This is a genomic window from Rudaea sp., from assembly GCF_036560865.1.
Lineage (GTDB): Bacteria > Pseudomonadota > Gammaproteobacteria > Xanthomonadales > Rhodanobacteraceae > Rudaea.
In genome coordinates this window covers 1-16117 of the sequence record NZ_DATBQK010000050.1, presented here as the reverse complement: position 1 = coordinate 16117, position 16117 = coordinate 1, and the positions used below count along the sequence as shown (strand labels likewise).

The 16117-nt window shown below is 63.1% G+C and carries 15 protein-coding genes; 4 read left to right on the top strand and 11 right to left on the bottom strand.

All coding sequences use genetic code 11. From position 1 onward, the window contains the following. Nucleotides 1-7: 7 nt before the first annotated feature. The 4 genes from VIE67_RS05895 to rlmE form a co-directional block, all read right to left on the bottom strand. On the bottom strand, nucleotides 8-2077 hold the full coding sequence (locus VIE67_RS05895; RefSeq protein ID WP_332024226.1) for a hypothetical protein: 2070 nt from the start codon (nucleotides 2075-2077) through the stop codon (nucleotides 8-10). Further along, the gene (locus VIE67_RS05890; RefSeq protein WP_332024224.1) at nucleotides 2074-3918 is read right to left on the bottom strand and encodes a tetratricopeptide repeat protein; all 1845 of its coding nucleotides are present in this window, start codon (nucleotides 3916-3918) and stop codon (nucleotides 2074-2076) included. The genes VIE67_RS05895 and VIE67_RS05890 overlap by 4 nt, the downstream gene beginning before the upstream one ends. A gap of 136 nt (nucleotides 3919-4054) precedes the next feature. After that, nucleotides 4055-5965, bottom strand: a complete 1911-nt coding sequence (gene ftsH / locus VIE67_RS05885; RefSeq protein ID WP_332024222.1) for an ATP-dependent zinc metalloprotease FtsH — start codon at nucleotides 5963-5965, stop codon at nucleotides 4055-4057. 163 nt (nucleotides 5966-6128) lie between these two features. After that, on the bottom strand, nucleotides 6129-6761 hold the full coding sequence (gene rlmE / locus VIE67_RS05880) for a 23S rRNA (uridine(2552)-2'-O)-methyltransferase RlmE (RefSeq protein ID WP_332024220.1): 633 nt from the start codon (nucleotides 6759-6761) through the stop codon (nucleotides 6129-6131). 102 nt (nucleotides 6762-6863) lie between these two features. Here rlmE and VIE67_RS05875 point away from each other — a divergent pair, with 102 nt between their 5' ends. Together VIE67_RS05875 and VIE67_RS05870 are read left to right on the top strand one after the other, a co-directional pair. Further along, nucleotides 6864-7160: a YhbY family RNA-binding protein gene (locus VIE67_RS05875; protein ID WP_332024218.1), complete on the top strand. Its 297-nt coding sequence runs from the start codon at nucleotides 6864-6866 to the stop codon at nucleotides 7158-7160. Nucleotides 7161-7240: 80 nt separating this feature from the next. Continuing rightward, nucleotides 7241-7615 carry an Mth938-like domain-containing protein gene (locus tag VIE67_RS05870; RefSeq protein WP_332024216.1) on the top strand — a complete coding sequence of 125 codons (375 nt, stop codon included), beginning with the start codon at nucleotides 7241-7243 and terminating at the stop codon, nucleotides 7613-7615. Here VIE67_RS05870 and VIE67_RS05865 read toward each other — a convergent pair. The 7 genes from VIE67_RS05865 to VIE67_RS05835 form a co-directional block, all read right to left on the bottom strand. Then, the gene (locus VIE67_RS05865; RefSeq protein WP_332024214.1) at nucleotides 7601-8533 is read right to left on the bottom strand and encodes a sigma-70 family RNA polymerase sigma factor; all 933 of its coding nucleotides are present in this window, start codon (nucleotides 8531-8533) and stop codon (nucleotides 7601-7603) included. The genes VIE67_RS05870 and VIE67_RS05865 overlap by 15 nt on opposite strands. Nucleotides 8534-8564: 31 nt before the next feature. Continuing rightward, nucleotides 8565-9617 carry a peptidoglycan DD-metalloendopeptidase family protein gene (locus VIE67_RS05860; protein WP_414707298.1) on the bottom strand — a complete coding sequence of 351 codons (1053 nt, stop codon included), beginning with the start codon at nucleotides 9615-9617 and terminating at the stop codon, nucleotides 8565-8567. An 11-nt stretch (nucleotides 9618-9628) separates the two neighbouring features. After that, nucleotides 9629-10225 (bottom strand): YqaA family protein, encoded by a 597-nt coding sequence (locus VIE67_RS05855; protein WP_332024211.1) that lies wholly within the window; start codon nucleotides 10223-10225, stop codon nucleotides 9629-9631. A 34-nt stretch (nucleotides 10226-10259) separates the two neighbouring features. Further along, nucleotides 10260-10904, bottom strand: a complete 645-nt coding sequence (locus tag VIE67_RS05850) for a protein-L-isoaspartate(D-aspartate) O-methyltransferase (protein ID WP_414707297.1) — start codon at nucleotides 10902-10904, stop codon at nucleotides 10260-10262. A 70-nt stretch (nucleotides 10905-10974) separates the two neighbouring features. After that, complete coding sequence (surE, locus tag VIE67_RS05845) at nucleotides 10975-11751, bottom strand: 5'/3'-nucleotidase SurE (RefSeq protein ID WP_332024207.1); 777 nt, start codon at nucleotides 11749-11751, stop codon at nucleotides 10975-10977. A gap of 231 nt (nucleotides 11752-11982) precedes the next feature. Then, a complete protein-coding gene (locus tag VIE67_RS05840; protein ID WP_332024205.1) occupies nucleotides 11983-12273 on the bottom strand; it encodes a hypothetical protein in 291 nt (96 codons plus the stop codon). 198 nt (nucleotides 12274-12471) lie between these two features. Continuing rightward, nucleotides 12472-12918: a DUF4399 domain-containing protein gene (locus VIE67_RS05835; RefSeq protein ID WP_332024203.1), complete on the bottom strand. Its 447-nt coding sequence runs from the start codon at nucleotides 12916-12918 to the stop codon at nucleotides 12472-12474. 89 nt (nucleotides 12919-13007) lie between these two features. Here VIE67_RS05835 and VIE67_RS05830 point away from each other — a divergent pair, with 89 nt between their 5' ends. Together VIE67_RS05830 and VIE67_RS05825 are read left to right on the top strand one after the other, a co-directional pair. Continuing rightward, nucleotides 13008-14825: an ABCB family ABC transporter ATP-binding protein/permease gene (locus VIE67_RS05830; protein WP_332024201.1), complete on the top strand. Its 1818-nt coding sequence runs from the start codon at nucleotides 13008-13010 to the stop codon at nucleotides 14823-14825. Between the two features lie 350 nt (nucleotides 14826-15175). Beyond that, nucleotides 15176-16117, top strand: a 942-nt coding sequence (locus VIE67_RS05825; RefSeq protein WP_332024199.1) for a glycosyltransferase family 4 protein, incomplete at its 3' end; no start/stop codon positions are given.

The window sequence follows — 16117 nt, the reverse complement described above, 5'->3', positions numbered from 1 at the left end:
TCGTTGGTCATGGCTTCGCCCCGGAGGATGCCGCCGGCACGACGGCATCGACAGTTGCCAGCTTCTGGAACTCCGGATCGTCGCGCAAGCGGTCGAAATCCGGATCCAGGCGCAGGAAGGCCGGCGTCAGCGGAGGCATCAGTCCACCGTAGTGAACGCCCAACAGGTAGCGCATTCCGGCGATGGCCTCGGGCTTGTGGCCCAGGCGGGCGAGCACGCGCGCGCGGAATTCCCTGACCACATCGTCATTCGTAGCATCCTTTGCTTCGGGCTGCGTTGCTAGCCTTTGTTCCATCGCGGCCAACGCCGAAGTCCCATCGCCGATGCCTACCCGCGCGTAGGTGAGAACAGCGAACGCCCAGTTATTGTCGGGCTCGCGTTCGACCAGTGGCTGCATCAGCTCACGCGCACGCTGGTAACTTGCGACCGCCGCGGCGTGATCGCCATTCAATTGTTGCAGGTCGCCGAGGTCCACATAGCCATAGCCGACTTCGACCGGCGGCGTATTCGCGTCGGCCCGTTCCAGCAGCGCCCGCAACCACACGATCGCCGGCCCCGGGCGGCGCTGCATGCGCGCCAGCACGACATATTGATGGCACTGGTCCGAGAGTTTCCCGGGCAACTTGTCGAGCGCCTGCGCCGCGCGCACGAGGTCGCCCTGCGCCAGATAGACGTCGCCCTGCACCTGGCGTGTTTCCTCGTCCCCCGGTGCCAGCGCCAGTGCGCGTCCGGCGGCCGTGAGCGCGACGTCGAAGCGGCGCTCGTTAGTGGTGGCAACCGCGATGTCCCGGTAGATGCCGGCGTTCAATGGATCGAGCCGGATCGCCTGTTGCAGCAGGTCGTCGGCTTGCTCCCAGTTCCCCAAGCGTCTGATCGTGTTGGCGAGCACACGCAGGGTGCCGACATCGTTGGGCCAGCGCGTGTGCAGATCCTCGAGGCGCTTGCGCGCCTCACCGAGGTCAACCTGCACGAAGGCGACGTAGACGGCGCGGGCAGAGAGCGTATCGAGGGCATCCGGTTGCAGGCGTTCGGACATTTCCAGCGCGTGCAGGCATTCGGCACGCCGTTCCGGTGTGGCGTCCCAGCGGATGTAGATCATCAGCGAATCCAGTCTCGCCAACGTCGCCCACGCCTGCGCAAAGCCTGGATCGGCCTTGACCGCGTCCTGGAGTGCATGCAGTGCGGGAACGTAATCGGCGTCGGAAAATCCCCTCTGGCTCAAGGCGACGCCGCGCAGATAGGCATCGAGGGCCGCGCCGTTGCGCGTCTGCACCACGGCCACTTCGCGCTTCGCGGTCCCGTTCAATGCCGCGCCCAGGTGATCGGCAATCGAGCCGGCGACCTCTCCCTGCACGGTGAACACGTCGTCGAGGGTGCGATCGTAGGTGTCGCTCCACAGGTGCGAGTCGCCCTGCGCGCGGATCAGCTGCACATTAATACGCACCTTGTTGCCGACCCGCTGCACGCTGCCTTCGAGGATGTTGGTAACGCCGAGTTTCACGGCGATCTCGGGCAGGTTCTCCGGGTGACTCGCGAACTGCAGCGTCGAGGTGCGCGAGATTACGCGCAGCGTGCCGATCTTGGACAACCGTGTGAGGATCTCATCCTGCATGCCGGCGGCGAAGTAGGCGTTGTCCTTGTCCGAGGACAGGTTCTCGAACGGCAGCACGGCGATCGATTTGCCGGGTGCTGCCGGTGCGGTGACGGTGGCCGCGTCCCTGTGCGGCACGAAGATGTCGGCCAGCAGCAGCACCACGGCGACGCTCAGCACCGCGATGATCCAGCGATCCAGCTTCTTGCCGGTCGCGCGCGTGACGGATGCATCTGCGTCAACTTCGCTCTCGCGCTGAATGCCGTGCGGCGTCCATTCGTAGAACCACGAGAACAGCATCGCGAACGGAAACCCGATTGCCGCAGCGATCACGATCCAGCGCACGACCCAGTTGGGAATGTCGAACACCGGCAGCAGCTGCGCCACGCCCTGCGACAGCGCCCACGCCGCACCGACGTACAACGCCGCCGCGCGCAGCACGTTGCGGCGCTTGAGTTCGGAGAAGAATGACGGCTTGGCGTTCATTGGCAGGTGAACGCATCCACCCCGACCGCCGGTGCTGCCTCACACAGATCCGGCCAGCCGTAGCGCTTCCAGTATGCGAGCATCCCTATCTGTTTCGCGAAACCCGGGAACGCGGGATCGCGGCGCGCCTTGCGCGACCACGGCTCTGGTTGCCACAGCCAGTTGAAGTAGCCGTCGGACAAACCGCTGTGGTTGTGTTCGTAAAGGTTGAACGATAATGCCGGCTCGCCCAGTTCCAGCAATATAGTTGGGGCCCACTGATCGTCCGAATGCGCATTGATGATCTTCAAAGCCTTCTGCCGCTGCTCTTCGGTGCCAAAGGCACCCAGAGAGATTGCTTGCAAGTCTTCTTCAGGGATCTTCGTGCCCATCTTGCCCCTGGATTCCGCGAATTTCTGCGTGGCCCCTTCTCTGTCACCGTGCGCTGCGTCGTAGAACCCGAGCATCAACGCCCCGAATGGAGTATTCGCAGCGCCGCTGCGGCGTATGAATTCAAGCGCACCTGCCTGGTCGCCTTCACGCCAGCGCATCAGGCACTTGTAAAACAGCAATAACGTGTTGGCCGGATCGTTGACCAGCACCGCATCAATGCGCGTCTCGGCATCGCGGGTACGTCCCATCGCGGCGAGTTCATTGGCGGCCCAATAATTCACCGCGGAATTGTCCGGTGCCAGTTGTAATGCACGCTGCATCGGCTCCACCATTTCTACGTAGTGCCGTTGCGAGAACTGGTTGTAACTCAGCGCCGCGTAGGCTTCCGCGTCATCCGGGTCGAGCGAGAGCGCATGCTGCGCCGCGGCGTCGGACATGCGCCAGCTGGATGGCCAGTCTCCGGCCGTGTATTGCGGGAGCACTGCATACGCAACCGCCAGCTTCGACCACGCGCGCGCAAATTTTGGATCGAGTGCCGTCGCCTGCCGCAATAGCGTGATTGCGCGCGGCAGGCTGTCGCCGACACGCTTGTTGACCAGCGTCTGCGCGGTGACAAAATCCGTGTAGGCTTCCGCGCTGGTCGTCGCCACTGGCACCAGGCGTGTGTTTCCGGCACCGGCCAGCACGATTTTCAGATGATCGGCTATCGCGCGTGCGATGCGTTCCTGCACGTCGAAAATATTGTGCATATCGCCATCGTAACTTTGCGACCACACCTCGAATCCATCGCCGGTGCGGATCAACTGCACGCTGATACGCACGGCCTGATCTTGCGTGCGCACTGAACCTTCGAGCACATTGGCAACACCCAGCGCCTTGCCGATCGTGCGCAGGTCCGCATTGTGATTTCCGTAATAAAAAGACGAAGCCCGGCCGGCAACTTTCAGGTTCTCGATTTTTGCCAGCGCGTTCAAAAGTTCCTCGGCCATGCCGGTCGAGAAATAGCCGTGATCGTGGCCGGGACTCAGATCCTCGAACGGCAGGACGGCGATGGATTTCGCCGGGATTTTTGCGCTGTTCGATACGACATCGCTCGTCAGTCCGGCGCCCTTGCGCCACACGAACGTGTTGGTCAACAGCAGCACTACCGCCAACGCGAGCACCGCAATGATCGCCTGGTCCAGCTTACGTCCAGTGGAACGAGTGATGGAATCGTCCGCCGCGATCTCGCTCTCGCGCTTCAAACCCTGCGGCGTGAATTCGTAGAACCACGCGAATGCCAGCCAGAACGGGAAGCCGATGACGGCGGCGATCACGAACCAACGCGTCACCCAATCCGGCGCGCCGAATACCGGACCGAGCTGCGCGATGCCCTGCGCTAACGCCCACACCGCTGCTGCGTAGAACGCACCCGCGCGCAGCACATTGCGGCGCTTGAGTTCGGCGAGGAATCCGCGCGTATCGGTCACGATTGCCCTGTTCCCGCCGACACACGCCGGCCTCTGGTCGCGTGAGTGTCGGCAAACTTCAGCGGCGGCGCAAGATGGGCGAACGAGAAAGCCGCCCATAGAGGCGGCCTTTTCGTTCATTCGACGCGCGTGGGGATCAGTGTTGCGTGGCGGCTCCGCCGATCGGTGTCGCCGGTTTGCCTGCACTCAGGGTGCCGCTGAGACCACCGTCGGTCGGCTTCTGCCAATCCTTCGGCGGGCCCGGCGTGCGCCCTTCCATGATCGCGTTGATCTGCTCGCTATCGATGGTTTCGTATTGCAGCAGGGTCTGCGCCATCGTGTGCAATTTGTCGATATTCGTGGTCAGCAGTTCGCGCGCGCGCTGGTAGGCGGTGTCGATCACGCTGCGCACCACTTCGTCGATCTTGCGTGCGGTTTCCTCCGATACGTGCTTGTGCTGGGTGACCGAGCGGCCGAGAAAGACTTCGTCCTCGTCTTCGGCGTATGTCATCGGTCCGAGTTCCGGCGACAAGCCGTACTTGGTTGCCATGTCACGCGCGAGTGCCGTGGCGCGCTGGATATCGTTCGACGCGCCGGTGGTGACCTTGTCGTCGCCGAAGATCAGTTCCTCGGCCACACGTCCGCCGTAGAGGCTGGCGAGGCGGCTTTCAAGGAAGGTCCTGCTGTGGCTGTAGCGATCGGCTTCCGGCAGGAATAGGGTCACGCCGAGTGCACGCCCACGCGGGATGATGGTGACCTTGTGTACCGGATCGTGTTCGGGCACGAGGCGGCCGACGATCGCGTGACCGGCTTCGTGATAGGCGGTGAGCTTCTTCTCATCCTCGCTCATCAGCATCGAGCGGCGCTCGCTGCCCATCATGATCTTGTCCTTGGCGCGCTCGAAATGATCCATGGTCACGTCGCGCGAATTGTTGCGCGCGGCGAACAAGGCCGCTTCGTTCACCAGATTCGCCAGATCGGCGCCGGAGAATCCGGGACAGCCACGGGCGATCACCGTCGGATCGACATCGCTCGACAGCGGCACCTTGCGCATATGTACTTTGAGGATCTGCTCGCGACCGCGCAGGTCGGGCAGCGGCACAACGACCTGGCGATCGAAGCGGCCCGGACGCAACAGCGCCGGATCGAGCACATCGGGGCGGTTGGTCGCGGCGATCACGATGACGCCTTCGTTACCTTCGAAGCCGTCCATTTCGACCAGCAACTGGTTCAGGGTCTGCTCGCGTTCGTCGTGTCCACCGCCGAGACCCGCACCACGGTGACGGCCGACCGCGTCGATTTCGTCGATGAAGATGATGCACGGCGCATGCTTCTTCGCCTGTTCGAACATGTCACGCACGCGGCTGGCACCGACGCCGACGAACATCTCGACGAAGTCGGAACCGGAAATTGTGAAAAAAGGTACTTTTGCTTCACCGGCAATCGCCTTGGCGAGCAGCGTTTTGCCCGTACCGGGCGAACCGACCATCAGCACACCGCGCGGAATGCGGCCGCCGAGTTTCTGGAACTTCGACGGATCGCGCAGGAATTCGACCAGCTCCTGCACTTCGTCCTTGGCCTCGTCGACACCGGCGACGTCGGCGAACGTGATCTTGACCTGGTCCTCGCCCTGCAGACGCGCGCGCGAACGGCCGAAGCTCATCGCCCCGCGTCCACCTGCGCCTTGCTGCATCTGGCGCATGAAATAGACCAGGAGGCCGATAAAGATCAGGAACGGCACCCAGTCGAGCACGATGCGCCACAGCGCGGTGCTGTTGTCGGTCGGCTCGACCGTCACCTTGGCGTGCTTGCTGATGTCGTCGACGGTCTTGTCAGTGAGCAAGGCGGTGGTGTGCAGCTTGCTGCCGTCCTTGAGCTTGGCGTCGATCGTGCGGTTGTCGTTATGAATCAGCACTTCGCCGACATTGCCGTTGACGACCTGCGACATGAAATCCGAATACGAGACGGTGGCCGGATCGGTGCCACCGAGCTTGAAGCTCTGCACCACGGTGACAAGCACCACGGCGATCACCACCCAGAGCAGAAGATTCTTGACCATCTCGTTCATTGCTTTGACTCGTCATGCGGCGGATCGCCGCGCACTACAACAACCATCGTTTCTCTCTTGCTCGTCATTCCGGCGAAAGCCGGAATCCAACGATCAAAAACGAAAGACACTGGATTCCGGCTTTCGCCGGAATGACGGTTGGTAAATTCCAACCGCCACACCATTATTGCCTGCCAATCGCCAGCGCATAAACTTCGGGACTGCGCGCGCGCGACGCCTTCGGTTTCCGAATGCTGACGCGCTCATAGCCCGAGCGCAAGTTTTTAAGGTATTCGTCGAAATCCCGTCCCTGGAACAATTTGACCAGAAACGCACCACCGGGCTTGAGGTGGACGGCGGAAAATTCCGCTGCCAATTCAGCAAGATGCATGGCCCGCGCCTGGTCGGCCACGCCCACACCGCTGATATTGGGCGCCATATCGCTGAGTACAAGGTCTACGGCCGCGCCGCCCAATGCCGCGCCTAGCTGTTTGAGTACGGTCTCCTCGCGGAAATCGCCCTCGATGAAATCCACACCCGCGATGCCCTGCATCGGCAGAATATCGAGCGCGATCACGCGGCCCTGCCATTCGCCGTTTTTTTCGCCGAGGCGCTGGCGCACCATCTGCGACCAGCCACCCGGTGCCGCGCCCAGATCGACCACGATCATGCCCGGTTTGAGCACCGGATCGCGCGCGAGCAGCTCATCGAGCTTGAACACCGCACGCGAGCGCCAGCCTTCGGCCTGGGCGCGCTTCACGTAGGGATCGCTGAAGTGTTCCTTCAGCCAGCGTTGGCTGGATTTGCTGCGGGGCATGCGCTTGCTTTCACCGCATCGGACGCGGATCGAATGAATAGGAGATGCCTGCATGATACCCTGTATACCCTGCAACATCCCGATTCGACAGTATTTTCCTACATGAGCTTATCTCCCAGTCAGAAACGTTATCTGCGCGGCCTCGCGCACGCACTCAGCCCGGTGATCATGGTCGGCAACAAAGGCCTCACCCCTACCCTGATCGACGAATTTTCCACTGCGCTGGATCGCCACGAACTGGTCAAGGTGAAACTAGCCGGCGACGACCGCGCCGCACGGCGCGAGCAGATCGTCGCACTGGCCGACACGCTCAAAGCCGATGTGGTGCAGAGCATCGGCCATGTCGCGTCCTATTTTCGGCGCAATGTCGACGAGCCAAAAATCGCATTGCCGAAATGAGTTCAGGATGAACTCATCCCGTGCAGCACACGGATGTGCGTTGACACGGGATCCAGTTTTTCAGTGCGGGTCACCCCACAATGCTTCTAACCGAACACCGCAATGAGCAGCAGTTGTTCGTGCGCAGGGCCGATGCGCTCAGCGTCAGCGTGATCGATCGCGAGTTCACGACCAGCCTGCTGCTCAGCGCGAATACGGCAATCGCCGACTTTCCCGCGCACACGGTCGCCGAACTCGACGACGCCATGATCGAAAAAATCCTCGCACTCAAACCCGAAGTGGTCCTGCTCGGCACCGGCGCGCGCGCGATATTTCCGAGTCAGGCCGTGCTCGGCGCATTTCTCAAACGCGGTATCGGTTTGGAAACCATGGACAACGCTGCCGCCGCGCGCACCTTCAATGTGCTCGTCGGCGAAATGCGCAACGCGGTCGCGCTGTTTCTACTGCCCGGCTGATTCGCGTTCGACCAGGCAGCGCAGGCGCGCCAGCGCTTCGCTCTGGATCTGTCTCACGCGCTCGCGCGTAAGACCCAGCTCGGTAGCGATCTCGGCCAGCGTTTGCGTCTCTTCGTCGTTGAGTCCGTAGCGTCGTTGCAACACCAGACGCTGACGCGGCGGCAATTGCTCGAGCCAATGCGCGACGCGGGTATCGCCGGGGTCGCTCGCACCGCGTGTGGCCACTGCATCGGCGCCCTCGACGATCAACTGTTCGATCAGCGCACGATCGTCGCTGGCCGACAGCGGTGCGTCGAGCGAGCTGATGCGATCGGTCAGGTTGAACAAACCTGCAACGTCCGCGCCGGATTTGCCGATGTTGCGCGCGAGTTCGTCGATGCTCGGCATGCGCCCCAAGTCGTGAGTGAGCTGGCGCCGCGTGCGCAATACCTGGGCGAACTCGCGCAACACATGCGCAGGCAGGCGTACCGTGCGCCCCTGCTGCATCAACGCGCGCTGCACGCCGTCACGGATCCACCAGGTCGCGTAGGTCGAGAAACGCAGCTTGCGCGCGGCATCGAATTTTTCCACCGCGCGGATCAGGCCGAGATTGCCTTCGGCGATCAGATCGAGCAGCGGCACGCCGCGGCCCACATAGCCGCGCGCGATTGCGACGACCAGGCGCAGATTCGACTCGATCATGCGTCGCCGCGCATCGGCGTCGCCGCCGGCCACGCGCTCGGCCAGTTCCAGCTCCTCGTGCGCTTCGAGCAGCGGGATCAGACCGATTTCGTTGAGGTACGCGCTGGTCGAATCGCGCGCTTCATCGTCCTGCTGCGGCTCGATCGCATGGATCAGCTCAAGCAATTCTTCCGAATCGATTTCGTCCGTGCGCACATCGGAGGTCATGCGCGCAGCATAGCGCGAGTCGCTGCGCATTTCCGTCGGTTCCGCGCCAGCGAAGGTCGCATCAACGCGCCGGCAAATAGTCGAGTGGATTGACCGGCTTGCCGTTCTTGCGGATCTCAAAATGCAGCTCGTCGCGCGAGCTCGCGCTCGATCCCATTTCGGCGATCTGCTGGCCCGCACGCACCTTCTCGCCTTCCTGCACGAGACGCTTGCGGTTGTGGCCGTAGGCGGATAGGAAACTCGCGTTGTGCTTGACGATGATCAGTTCGCCATAGCCCAGCAGCCCGTTGCCGCTGTAGACGACATCCCCGTCCGCGGCAGCGATCACCGGATCGCCCGCGTTGCCAGCGATGTCGACACCCTGCTTGGTCTGATCGCCGCCGACAAAGCCGCCGATCACCTTACCCGCGCTCGGCCAACGCCAGACGACGCCACTGACGTTGGCGGTGGCGCCATCGCTGATCGGTTTCGCGGGCGGCGCCGGTTCCTCGGCAACGGGTTTCGGCGCAAGCGGCGGCACCACGACTGGAGCAGGCAAAGGCGCTGCAGCGGCGGGCGGCGGCACCGCAGTCGTCGCGGGTGGCGGCGTTGCGGATTCGGGTTTCGGTTCGTTTGCCACGATCGGCGCGACGGGTTGGTTGGGCACATCCTCGAACAGCCCGCCACTCTTCACCGCGGAGTTTTGCGCGGGCTGCGTGCTCGCTGCATTCACTGGCGCGGATGATGCGCTGGTCGCGACCACCGGTGCCGCAACCGGCGCTGTCGGTGGCCGTGCAGTCGCAGGCGTTTGCGCGACTGCGCCGGGCGGGCTGAGACGCAGCTCTTGTCCGGCCAGAATCTTGTAGGGCGGCGCGATGCCGTTCCACGCGCCGACGTCGCGATAATCCAGGCCGCGCTTGAACGCGATCGAATACAAGGTGTCGCCACGCTCGACGTGATAGCTGCCACCCGGAATGGAGCGTTGCGACGCATCGACCGCACGCTGCGGCGGCGTGGTATCCAGCGAACGATCCTCGACCTCGGCAGGCTCGGATGCGCAGCCGGCGAGCCACAGCGCGCACACGCTAAGCAGCAAACGCAAAGCGGGCTTCGATTCGATCAAGCTCGAATTCATCACGGTCGAATTCAGTGCAGAAATTTGAAATACAACACAGCCAGCACGATCAGTGCAATCACCGCCCAGCCGATCCACTCGATCCACGTGTGCAACGCCTTCTCGGCGCGCTCGCCGCCGAGGCGGATCAGCCCGCACAGAAGATACACGCGCTTGCCGCGTCCGATGACCATCGCCGCGAGGAACGCCGGCAGCGGCACGCCGACGACGCCCGACGCCCACGCGATGAACTTCATCGGAATTGGCAGGAATCCACCGCCGACCAGCAGCCAGAACACTTCCCACATGCCGAGTCCGCGCAGCTCGGCGATGTAGGCGTCGATGCTTGGCAACCAGCCGAGATCGTCGAGCAGCGGCCGTGCAAGCTGGTAGCCATAGTGACCCATCGCATAACCTATGATCGAGCCGAGCGTCGAAAAAGCCAGGCTGATCGTCGCGTAGCGCGCCCATTTGCGTGGCTGCGCGAGCGTCATCGGCGCGAGCATGATCTCGGGCATCGTCGGCAAGATGAATGCCTCGACGAAGCTGACCGCCGCCAGATAGCGTTCCGCCAGACGATGGCCTGCCCAGACCAGCGCTTTTTCGTAAATCGGTTTGAACAGTTTCAAGGCCTGGCAATCCTTTGAACGCGGATCGATCCCATCAGATCAAGCCGCCGAGTAGAGGCACGAAGCTGACTGCGTCGAGCGCCTCGCCGACCCAACCGGATTTTTCGACCGCATTGAGCTGACGGTAACGCAACAGCTTCTGCGCACCGGGCCGTCCGACCGGCGCAACCAGCACGCCATCGGGAGCCAGCTGGGCGAACAGTTCCGGCGCGACCGCGTCGTCCGCGGCGGTGAGAATGATCGCATCGTACGGCGCATGCTCGGCCCAGCCGAGTTTGCCGTCCGCGTGTTTCGAACGCAGGTTCTCGATGCCGAGCTTGCGGAACCGCCGCCGTGCATTGCGCAGCAATTCGTCGATGCGCTCGACCGTGTATACATTTTCCACGAGCGCCGCGAGCACGGCGGCCTGATAGCCGGAACCGGTGCCGATTTCGAGCACTTTCTTCGGCAATGCGTGCTCGATCAGCGCTTCGGTCATGCGCGCGACGACCCATGGCTGCGAAATCGTCTGCGCCTGGCCGATCGGCAGCGCGGTGTCCTCGTAGGCGCGCGAGGCCAGCGCTTCCTCGATGAACAGATGGCGCGGCAGACGGCGCATGACATCAAGCACGCGCCGGTCGGCGATGCCGTTGCTCTTGAGCCGGTCGATCAGACGGTCTCGCGCGCGCTGCGAGGTCATGCCCTGACCGAGTGCTTCGGGAGTCAGCCGCCGCAGGATAGTCAAGCGATCGTTCCCGCTGCTGCGCGGCTCATGCTGCAGTCCCCAGTTCGAGCGCGAGCGACTCGACCCAACTCGACACTTTTTCCAGCGCCTGATAGCGGGTCAGATCGACGTGGATCGGCGTGATCGAGATATAGCCTTCGCGCACCGCGCGGAAATCCGTGCCCGGACCGTCGTCGTCGATCTCGCCGGCCGGCCCGATCCACCACAGCGGACGGCCACGCGGATCGACCTGCGCGATGCACGGCGCGGAACGATGGCGTTTGCCCAGACGCGTGACCGCAAAGCCGCGCAGCTCGTGCCAGGGACGATCGGGCACATTGACGTTGAGGATCGTATCGGCTGGCAGCGGATCGACGATCAGCCGCTGCATGATCGCCAGCGCCGCCTGCGCGGCGCTTTCGAAGTGCTGGCCGGAATGGTCCTGCGTCACCAGCGACACGGCGATCGCGGGCAGGCCGAGAAAGCGCCCCTCCATCGCCGCCGACACCGTACCGGAATAGATCACGTCGTCGCCGAGATTGCCCGAGTTGTTGATCCCGGAAACGACGATATCCGGATCCTTGTCGAGCATGCCGCACAGCGCCAGATGCACGCAGTCGGTCGGCGTGCCGGCGACGCGATAGCGATTTTCCTCGAGCCGGGTGACGCGGATCGGCTGATCAAGGGTCAACGAATTGCTCGCACCGGAACGATCGCGATCCGGCGCGACGACCACGACCTCGCCGACCACCGCGAGCCGGCGCGCGAGCACGTTGATGCCCGGCGCTTCCACGCCATCGTCATTGCTGACCAATACCCGCATGCGAATCCTCGTGCGGCGCGCGTGACGCGCCTCGAATGCCGTGTGCCTGAGGAGCGCATTGTAACGGAGGCGCAGTGCAAACTGAACGCGGCGAGTGGTTGCACGACTTGCGCAGCACTGGTGGCTTGGCTCGCGTTGGTGGCGAGCAACTCGTACAGCGTGCCGCCGGCCAAAAAATGGGTCAAGGGGTCAGTTCGGTCTGATCCTTGGCCTTTACTCTTTCTTGTGCAGCTAAATTGAGCCTCGCTCTTTCGACTCGCCCCACAGCACGTTGTCAACGTCTCCGCTGAGTATCTCTTGCAGCAAGTTCTTTTTTGCATAAGCCGACCGCGCGATCTCAGCAAGATACATAAAATCAACGGGCGCTTCAGGCGGCCGAACGCCTCCACGGCCGATGGCAAACGTTGCCTGCCCCATCACGAACAGAACGAAAGCCTTTTCTCGCTTGTCAGAAAGTTGGTCGGCATAGGTTTGGGATTCTCTGACGTTCACGGAATCAGCGGATGACAGAAATTCACTCATTTGATTTCCTGCAGTGCGTCATAGACGGGTGTCACATCGAGTCCGCTGCGGGTCGTGCCGGTTGTGAGAAAGAATCAGAGTCAGACTGGATTTCATAAGAACTTGTAGAGCGTGAGGAGCACAGCGTATCCTGCTTTCTGCGTTCCAATCGCGAGCAGGCGGATGCGCCGCTTCGCGACTTCTCTCCCCTCCTTGCTCTTACTTCACATGCACAGTGATCTTCTTCGACACCAGCGGCGGATCGAATTGCATGTGCGCGAGGTCGCCAAAATCCAGTTGCAGCGTGTGATCGCCGGGCGTGAGATGGATCGTGTCCTCGGTCTGGCCCTTGCCGTAGTGCTTGTGCGTCGCATCGTTCGGGATCGGCGCGTCGCCGGGCGGCAGTTCGGCCACGTCGATCAGCAGATGGTGATGGCCGGTGTTCGGCGTCGGATCGCCGGCCGGGCGAACCGCGATGCCCTTTGCGCCGAATTGCACGAGCACGTCCTGGCCGACAGTGTCGCCATCCTTTGGCGAGATGATGAATACGCTGACTCCGGGCTGCGCCTTGGCGCGTGACGGGCCGGCCGGTTTTGCCATATCGTCGGCGACGGCCAGACCCACGCTCATGAAACCTGCCGCGACCAGCATCAAGATCGTACGCATCGCACTTCTCCGCAGTGAGAGTGCGTGAATGATACGCTGAGCGCTCGTTATCGGCTTGTGAAGCCAACGGACATCCCCATCTGAATGCGATGAATTCCGCCCCGACTCCGCCGCGCGCGACCTTGATCGGCGCGTTTGCGCGCCTGATGCCGACGGTGCGGCTCTACAGCGGGCGCGTGATCGTGGCCCTGTGTTTCCTGGTCACCGCGAAGCTGGCGAATATCGGCGTGCCGCTGGTGCTCAAGCACCTCGTCGACGGGCTCGATGTCAAACCGTCACCGCTGGTGATTCCGCTGCTGCTGCTGATGGCCTACGGCGCGCTGCGCCTGTCGACCTCGCTGTTTCAGGAACTGCGCACTGTGGTGTTTGCGCGCGTGCTCGCACGCACTTCGCGCGAGATCACCTTGCGCGTGTTCGCGCATCTGCATTCCTTGAGCCTGCGCTTCCATCTCGACCGGCGTACCGGCGGCGTCGCGCGCGACGTCGAGCGCGGCATGACCTCCGTCTCCGACCTGCTCGACTGGACGATCTACACGATTCTGCCGACGCTGTTCGAGATCACCCTGATCTGCGGCATCCTGATCGTGCGCTACGACTGGGGCTTTGCGCTAGTCACACTGGCGACACTGGCCGTGTACATCGCCTTCACGTTTTCAATGACCGAATGGCGGCTGCGTTTCTACCGCGCCGCGAACGAGGCCGATACCGAAGCGAACGCGCGCAACGTCGATGCGCTGCTCAACTACGAGACGGTCAAGTATTTCAACAACGAGCAGCATGAATTGAAGCGTTTCGATGGCAGCCTGCGCAATCTCGAAGAAGCGACGGTGCGCAGCCAGAAATCGCTCGCAGCGCTCAATGTCGGCCAGACTGCGATCGTCGCGGTCGGACTCACCCTGCTGCTGTGGCGCGCTTCGGCCGGCGTCGTCGCCGGGCACATGACGCTCGGCGATCTGGTGCTGGTCAACGCGTTCCTGATCCAGCTGTCGATGCCGCTGAACTATCTGGGCATGGTCTATCGCGAGGTCAAGCAGGCGCTGACCAATATCGAGCGCATGTTCGTGCTGCTCGACGAGCCGCAGGAAATCCGCGACGCGCCGGACGCGAAACCGCTGATCGCGCGCGGCGGCGAAGTACGCTTCGAGCAGGTGTCGTTCGGCTACGATGCGCAACGCGGCATTTTATACAATGTGGATTTCTCCATTCCGGCCGGCAAGACCGTCGCCGTGGTCGGCACCACCGGCGCTGGCAAGTCGACGCTGTCGCGCCTGCTGTACCGGTTCTACGACGTGAGCGGCGGACGCATCCTGATCGACGGCCAGGATATCCGCAGCGTGACCCAGGATTCGCTGCGCACCGCGATCGGCATCGTGCCGCAGGATACGGTGCTGTTCAACGACTCGATCTACTACAACATCGCCTACGGCAAACCCGGCGCCACGCGCGAGGAAGTCGTCGCCGCCGCGCGCGCGGCGCATATCCACGATTTCATCGCGAGCCTGCCGCAGGGCTACGACACCGGCGTCGGCGAACGCGGCTTGAAACTCTCCGGCGGCGAGAAACAGCGCGTGGCGATCGCGCGTACCCTGCTCAAGAATCCGGAAATCCTCGTGTTCGACGAAGCCACCAGCGCGCTCGACACACGCACCGAAAAGATCATCCAGGGCGAACTCGAAGAGATCGCACGCGAGCGCACTACCCTGATCATCGCGCACCGCTTGTCGACGATCGTCGACGCCGACGAAATCCTCGTGCTCGATCACGGTCGCATCATCGAGCGCGGAAACCATGCGGCCTTGCTTGCGCAACGCGGACGCTACGCCGCATTGTGGACAATGCAGCAGCAATCGCGCGAATCGGCGCCGGTCGCCGTGCAGCCGGCCATGCCGGAGTTCGCCTCGCCCTAGAGAGCGCTTTCGGTGAAATAGTTACAACTGCGACTGCCATTGAGCCCCTTTCCCCTTGCGGGAGAGTTGGGGAGAGGGGTAGCGCGCGCGAAAGCGGGCGCCTTCGGCGCCATTCCCTCTCCCGGCACGCTGCGCGTGCCGACCTCCCCCGCAAAGGGGGGAGGTGAAAAGCAGATCGCTAGTGTCGCGTTTGTGCTTCAGGAGATCAGGATCAAAATGGATCCCGGCTTGCGCCGGGATGACGATTTCTTCAGACCGCCCTTGGACAGCGCGTAACCCGATCGTCACCTCCCTGTAACGCCCGATTCAAAGCCTGCGGTTAGCGTGTGCTCAATCCCCGGAGCACGCCGATGCGCATTGCCATCGTCAGCGAAACCTTCCCGCCGGAAATCAACGGCGTGGCCCTGACCGTGGCCGGGCTTGCGCAAGGACTGCGCGATTCCGGGCACACGGTGCAGATCGTGCGTCCGCGCCAGCCCGAGGCGGACGACGATGCGGGCGCAGACGCTGAAAGTATACTTGTGCGCGGCGCGCGTCTGCCACGCTACCCCGGCTTGCAGTTCGGCCTGCCCAATGCGCGGCGCCTGCGTCAGTTGTGGAAGGGCGAGCGTCCGGATGCGATCTACGTGGCGACCGAAGGCCCGCTCGGCTATTCCGCATTGCGCGCCGCGCGCAGCCTTGGCATTCCGGCGAGCACCGGTTTTCACACGCGCTTCGACGATTTCGCGCGTTACTACGGTTTCGGCTTCCTGACGCCCGTCGTGTTCGCCTACCTGCGCCGCTTCCACCGCCAGGGCGCGGCGACCCTGGTGCCGACCGTCGAGCTGCGCGATTTCCTCATCGACAACAAATTCGGCAACGTCGCGCTGCTGCGGCGCGCCGTCGACACCGCGCTGTTCTTGCCCGCGCGCCGCGACGAGGCGTTGCGCGCGCAATGGGGTCTGCGACCGAATCAACTCACGCTGATCTATGTCGGCCGCATCGCACCGGAAAAGAATCTGGCACTGGCGGTACGCGCGTTTCGCGAAATCCAGAAACTGCATCGCGACGCACGCTATGTCTTCGTCGGCGATGGCCCCGCGCGTGCGGCACTCACGGCGGAGAACCCGGATTTCATTTTCGCCGGCATCCAACGCGGCACAGAACTGGCACGCCACTTCGCCAGTGCCGATCTGTTCGTGTTTCCGAGCCTGACCGAGACCTTCGGCAACGTCACGCTCGAAGCGCTCGCCAGCGGCCTGCCTACGGTGGCGTTCGACTATGGCGCGGCGCGCGAGCACCTCGACGCGGAC

Coding starts and splice junctions, on each gene's coding strand:
- VIE67_RS05895 (WP_332024226.1), bottom strand. CDS start 2,077: ATGAACGCCAAGCCGTCATTCTTCTCCGAACTCAAGCGCCGCAACGTG.
- ftsH (WP_332024222.1), bottom strand. CDS start 5,965: ATGAACGAGATGGTCAAGAATCTTCTGCTCTGGGTGGTGATCGCCGTG.
- rlmE (WP_332024220.1), bottom strand. CDS start 6,761: ATGCCCCGCAGCAAATCCAGCCAACGCTGGCTGAAGGAACACTTCAGC.
- VIE67_RS05875 (WP_332024218.1), top strand. CDS start 6,864: ATGAGCTTATCTCCCAGTCAGAAACGTTATCTGCGCGGCCTCGCGCAC.
- VIE67_RS05870 (WP_332024216.1), top strand. CDS start 7,241: ATGCTTCTAACCGAACACCGCAATGAGCAGCAGTTGTTCGTGCGCAGG.
- VIE67_RS05865 (WP_332024214.1), bottom strand. CDS start 8,533: ATGCGCAGCGACTCGCGCTATGCTGCGCGCATGACCTCCGATGTGCGC.
- VIE67_RS05860 (WP_414707298.1), bottom strand. CDS start 9,617: ATGAATTCGAGCTTGATCGAATCGAAGCCCGCTTTGCGTTTGCTGCTT.
- VIE67_RS05850 (WP_414707297.1), bottom strand. CDS start 10,904: ATGACCTCGCAGCGCGCGCGAGACCGTCTGATCGACCGGCTCAAGAGC.
- surE (WP_332024207.1), bottom strand. CDS start 11,751: ATGCGGGTATTGGTCAGCAATGACGATGGCGTGGAAGCGCCGGGCATC.
- VIE67_RS05840 (WP_332024205.1), bottom strand. CDS start 12,273: ATGAGTGAATTTCTGTCATCCGCTGATTCCGTGAACGTCAGAGAATCC.
- VIE67_RS05835 (WP_332024203.1), bottom strand. CDS start 12,918: ATGCGTACGATCTTGATGCTGGTCGCGGCAGGTTTCATGAGCGTGGGT.
- VIE67_RS05830 (WP_332024201.1), top strand. CDS start 13,008: ATGAATTCCGCCCCGACTCCGCCGCGCGCGACCTTGATCGGCGCGTTT.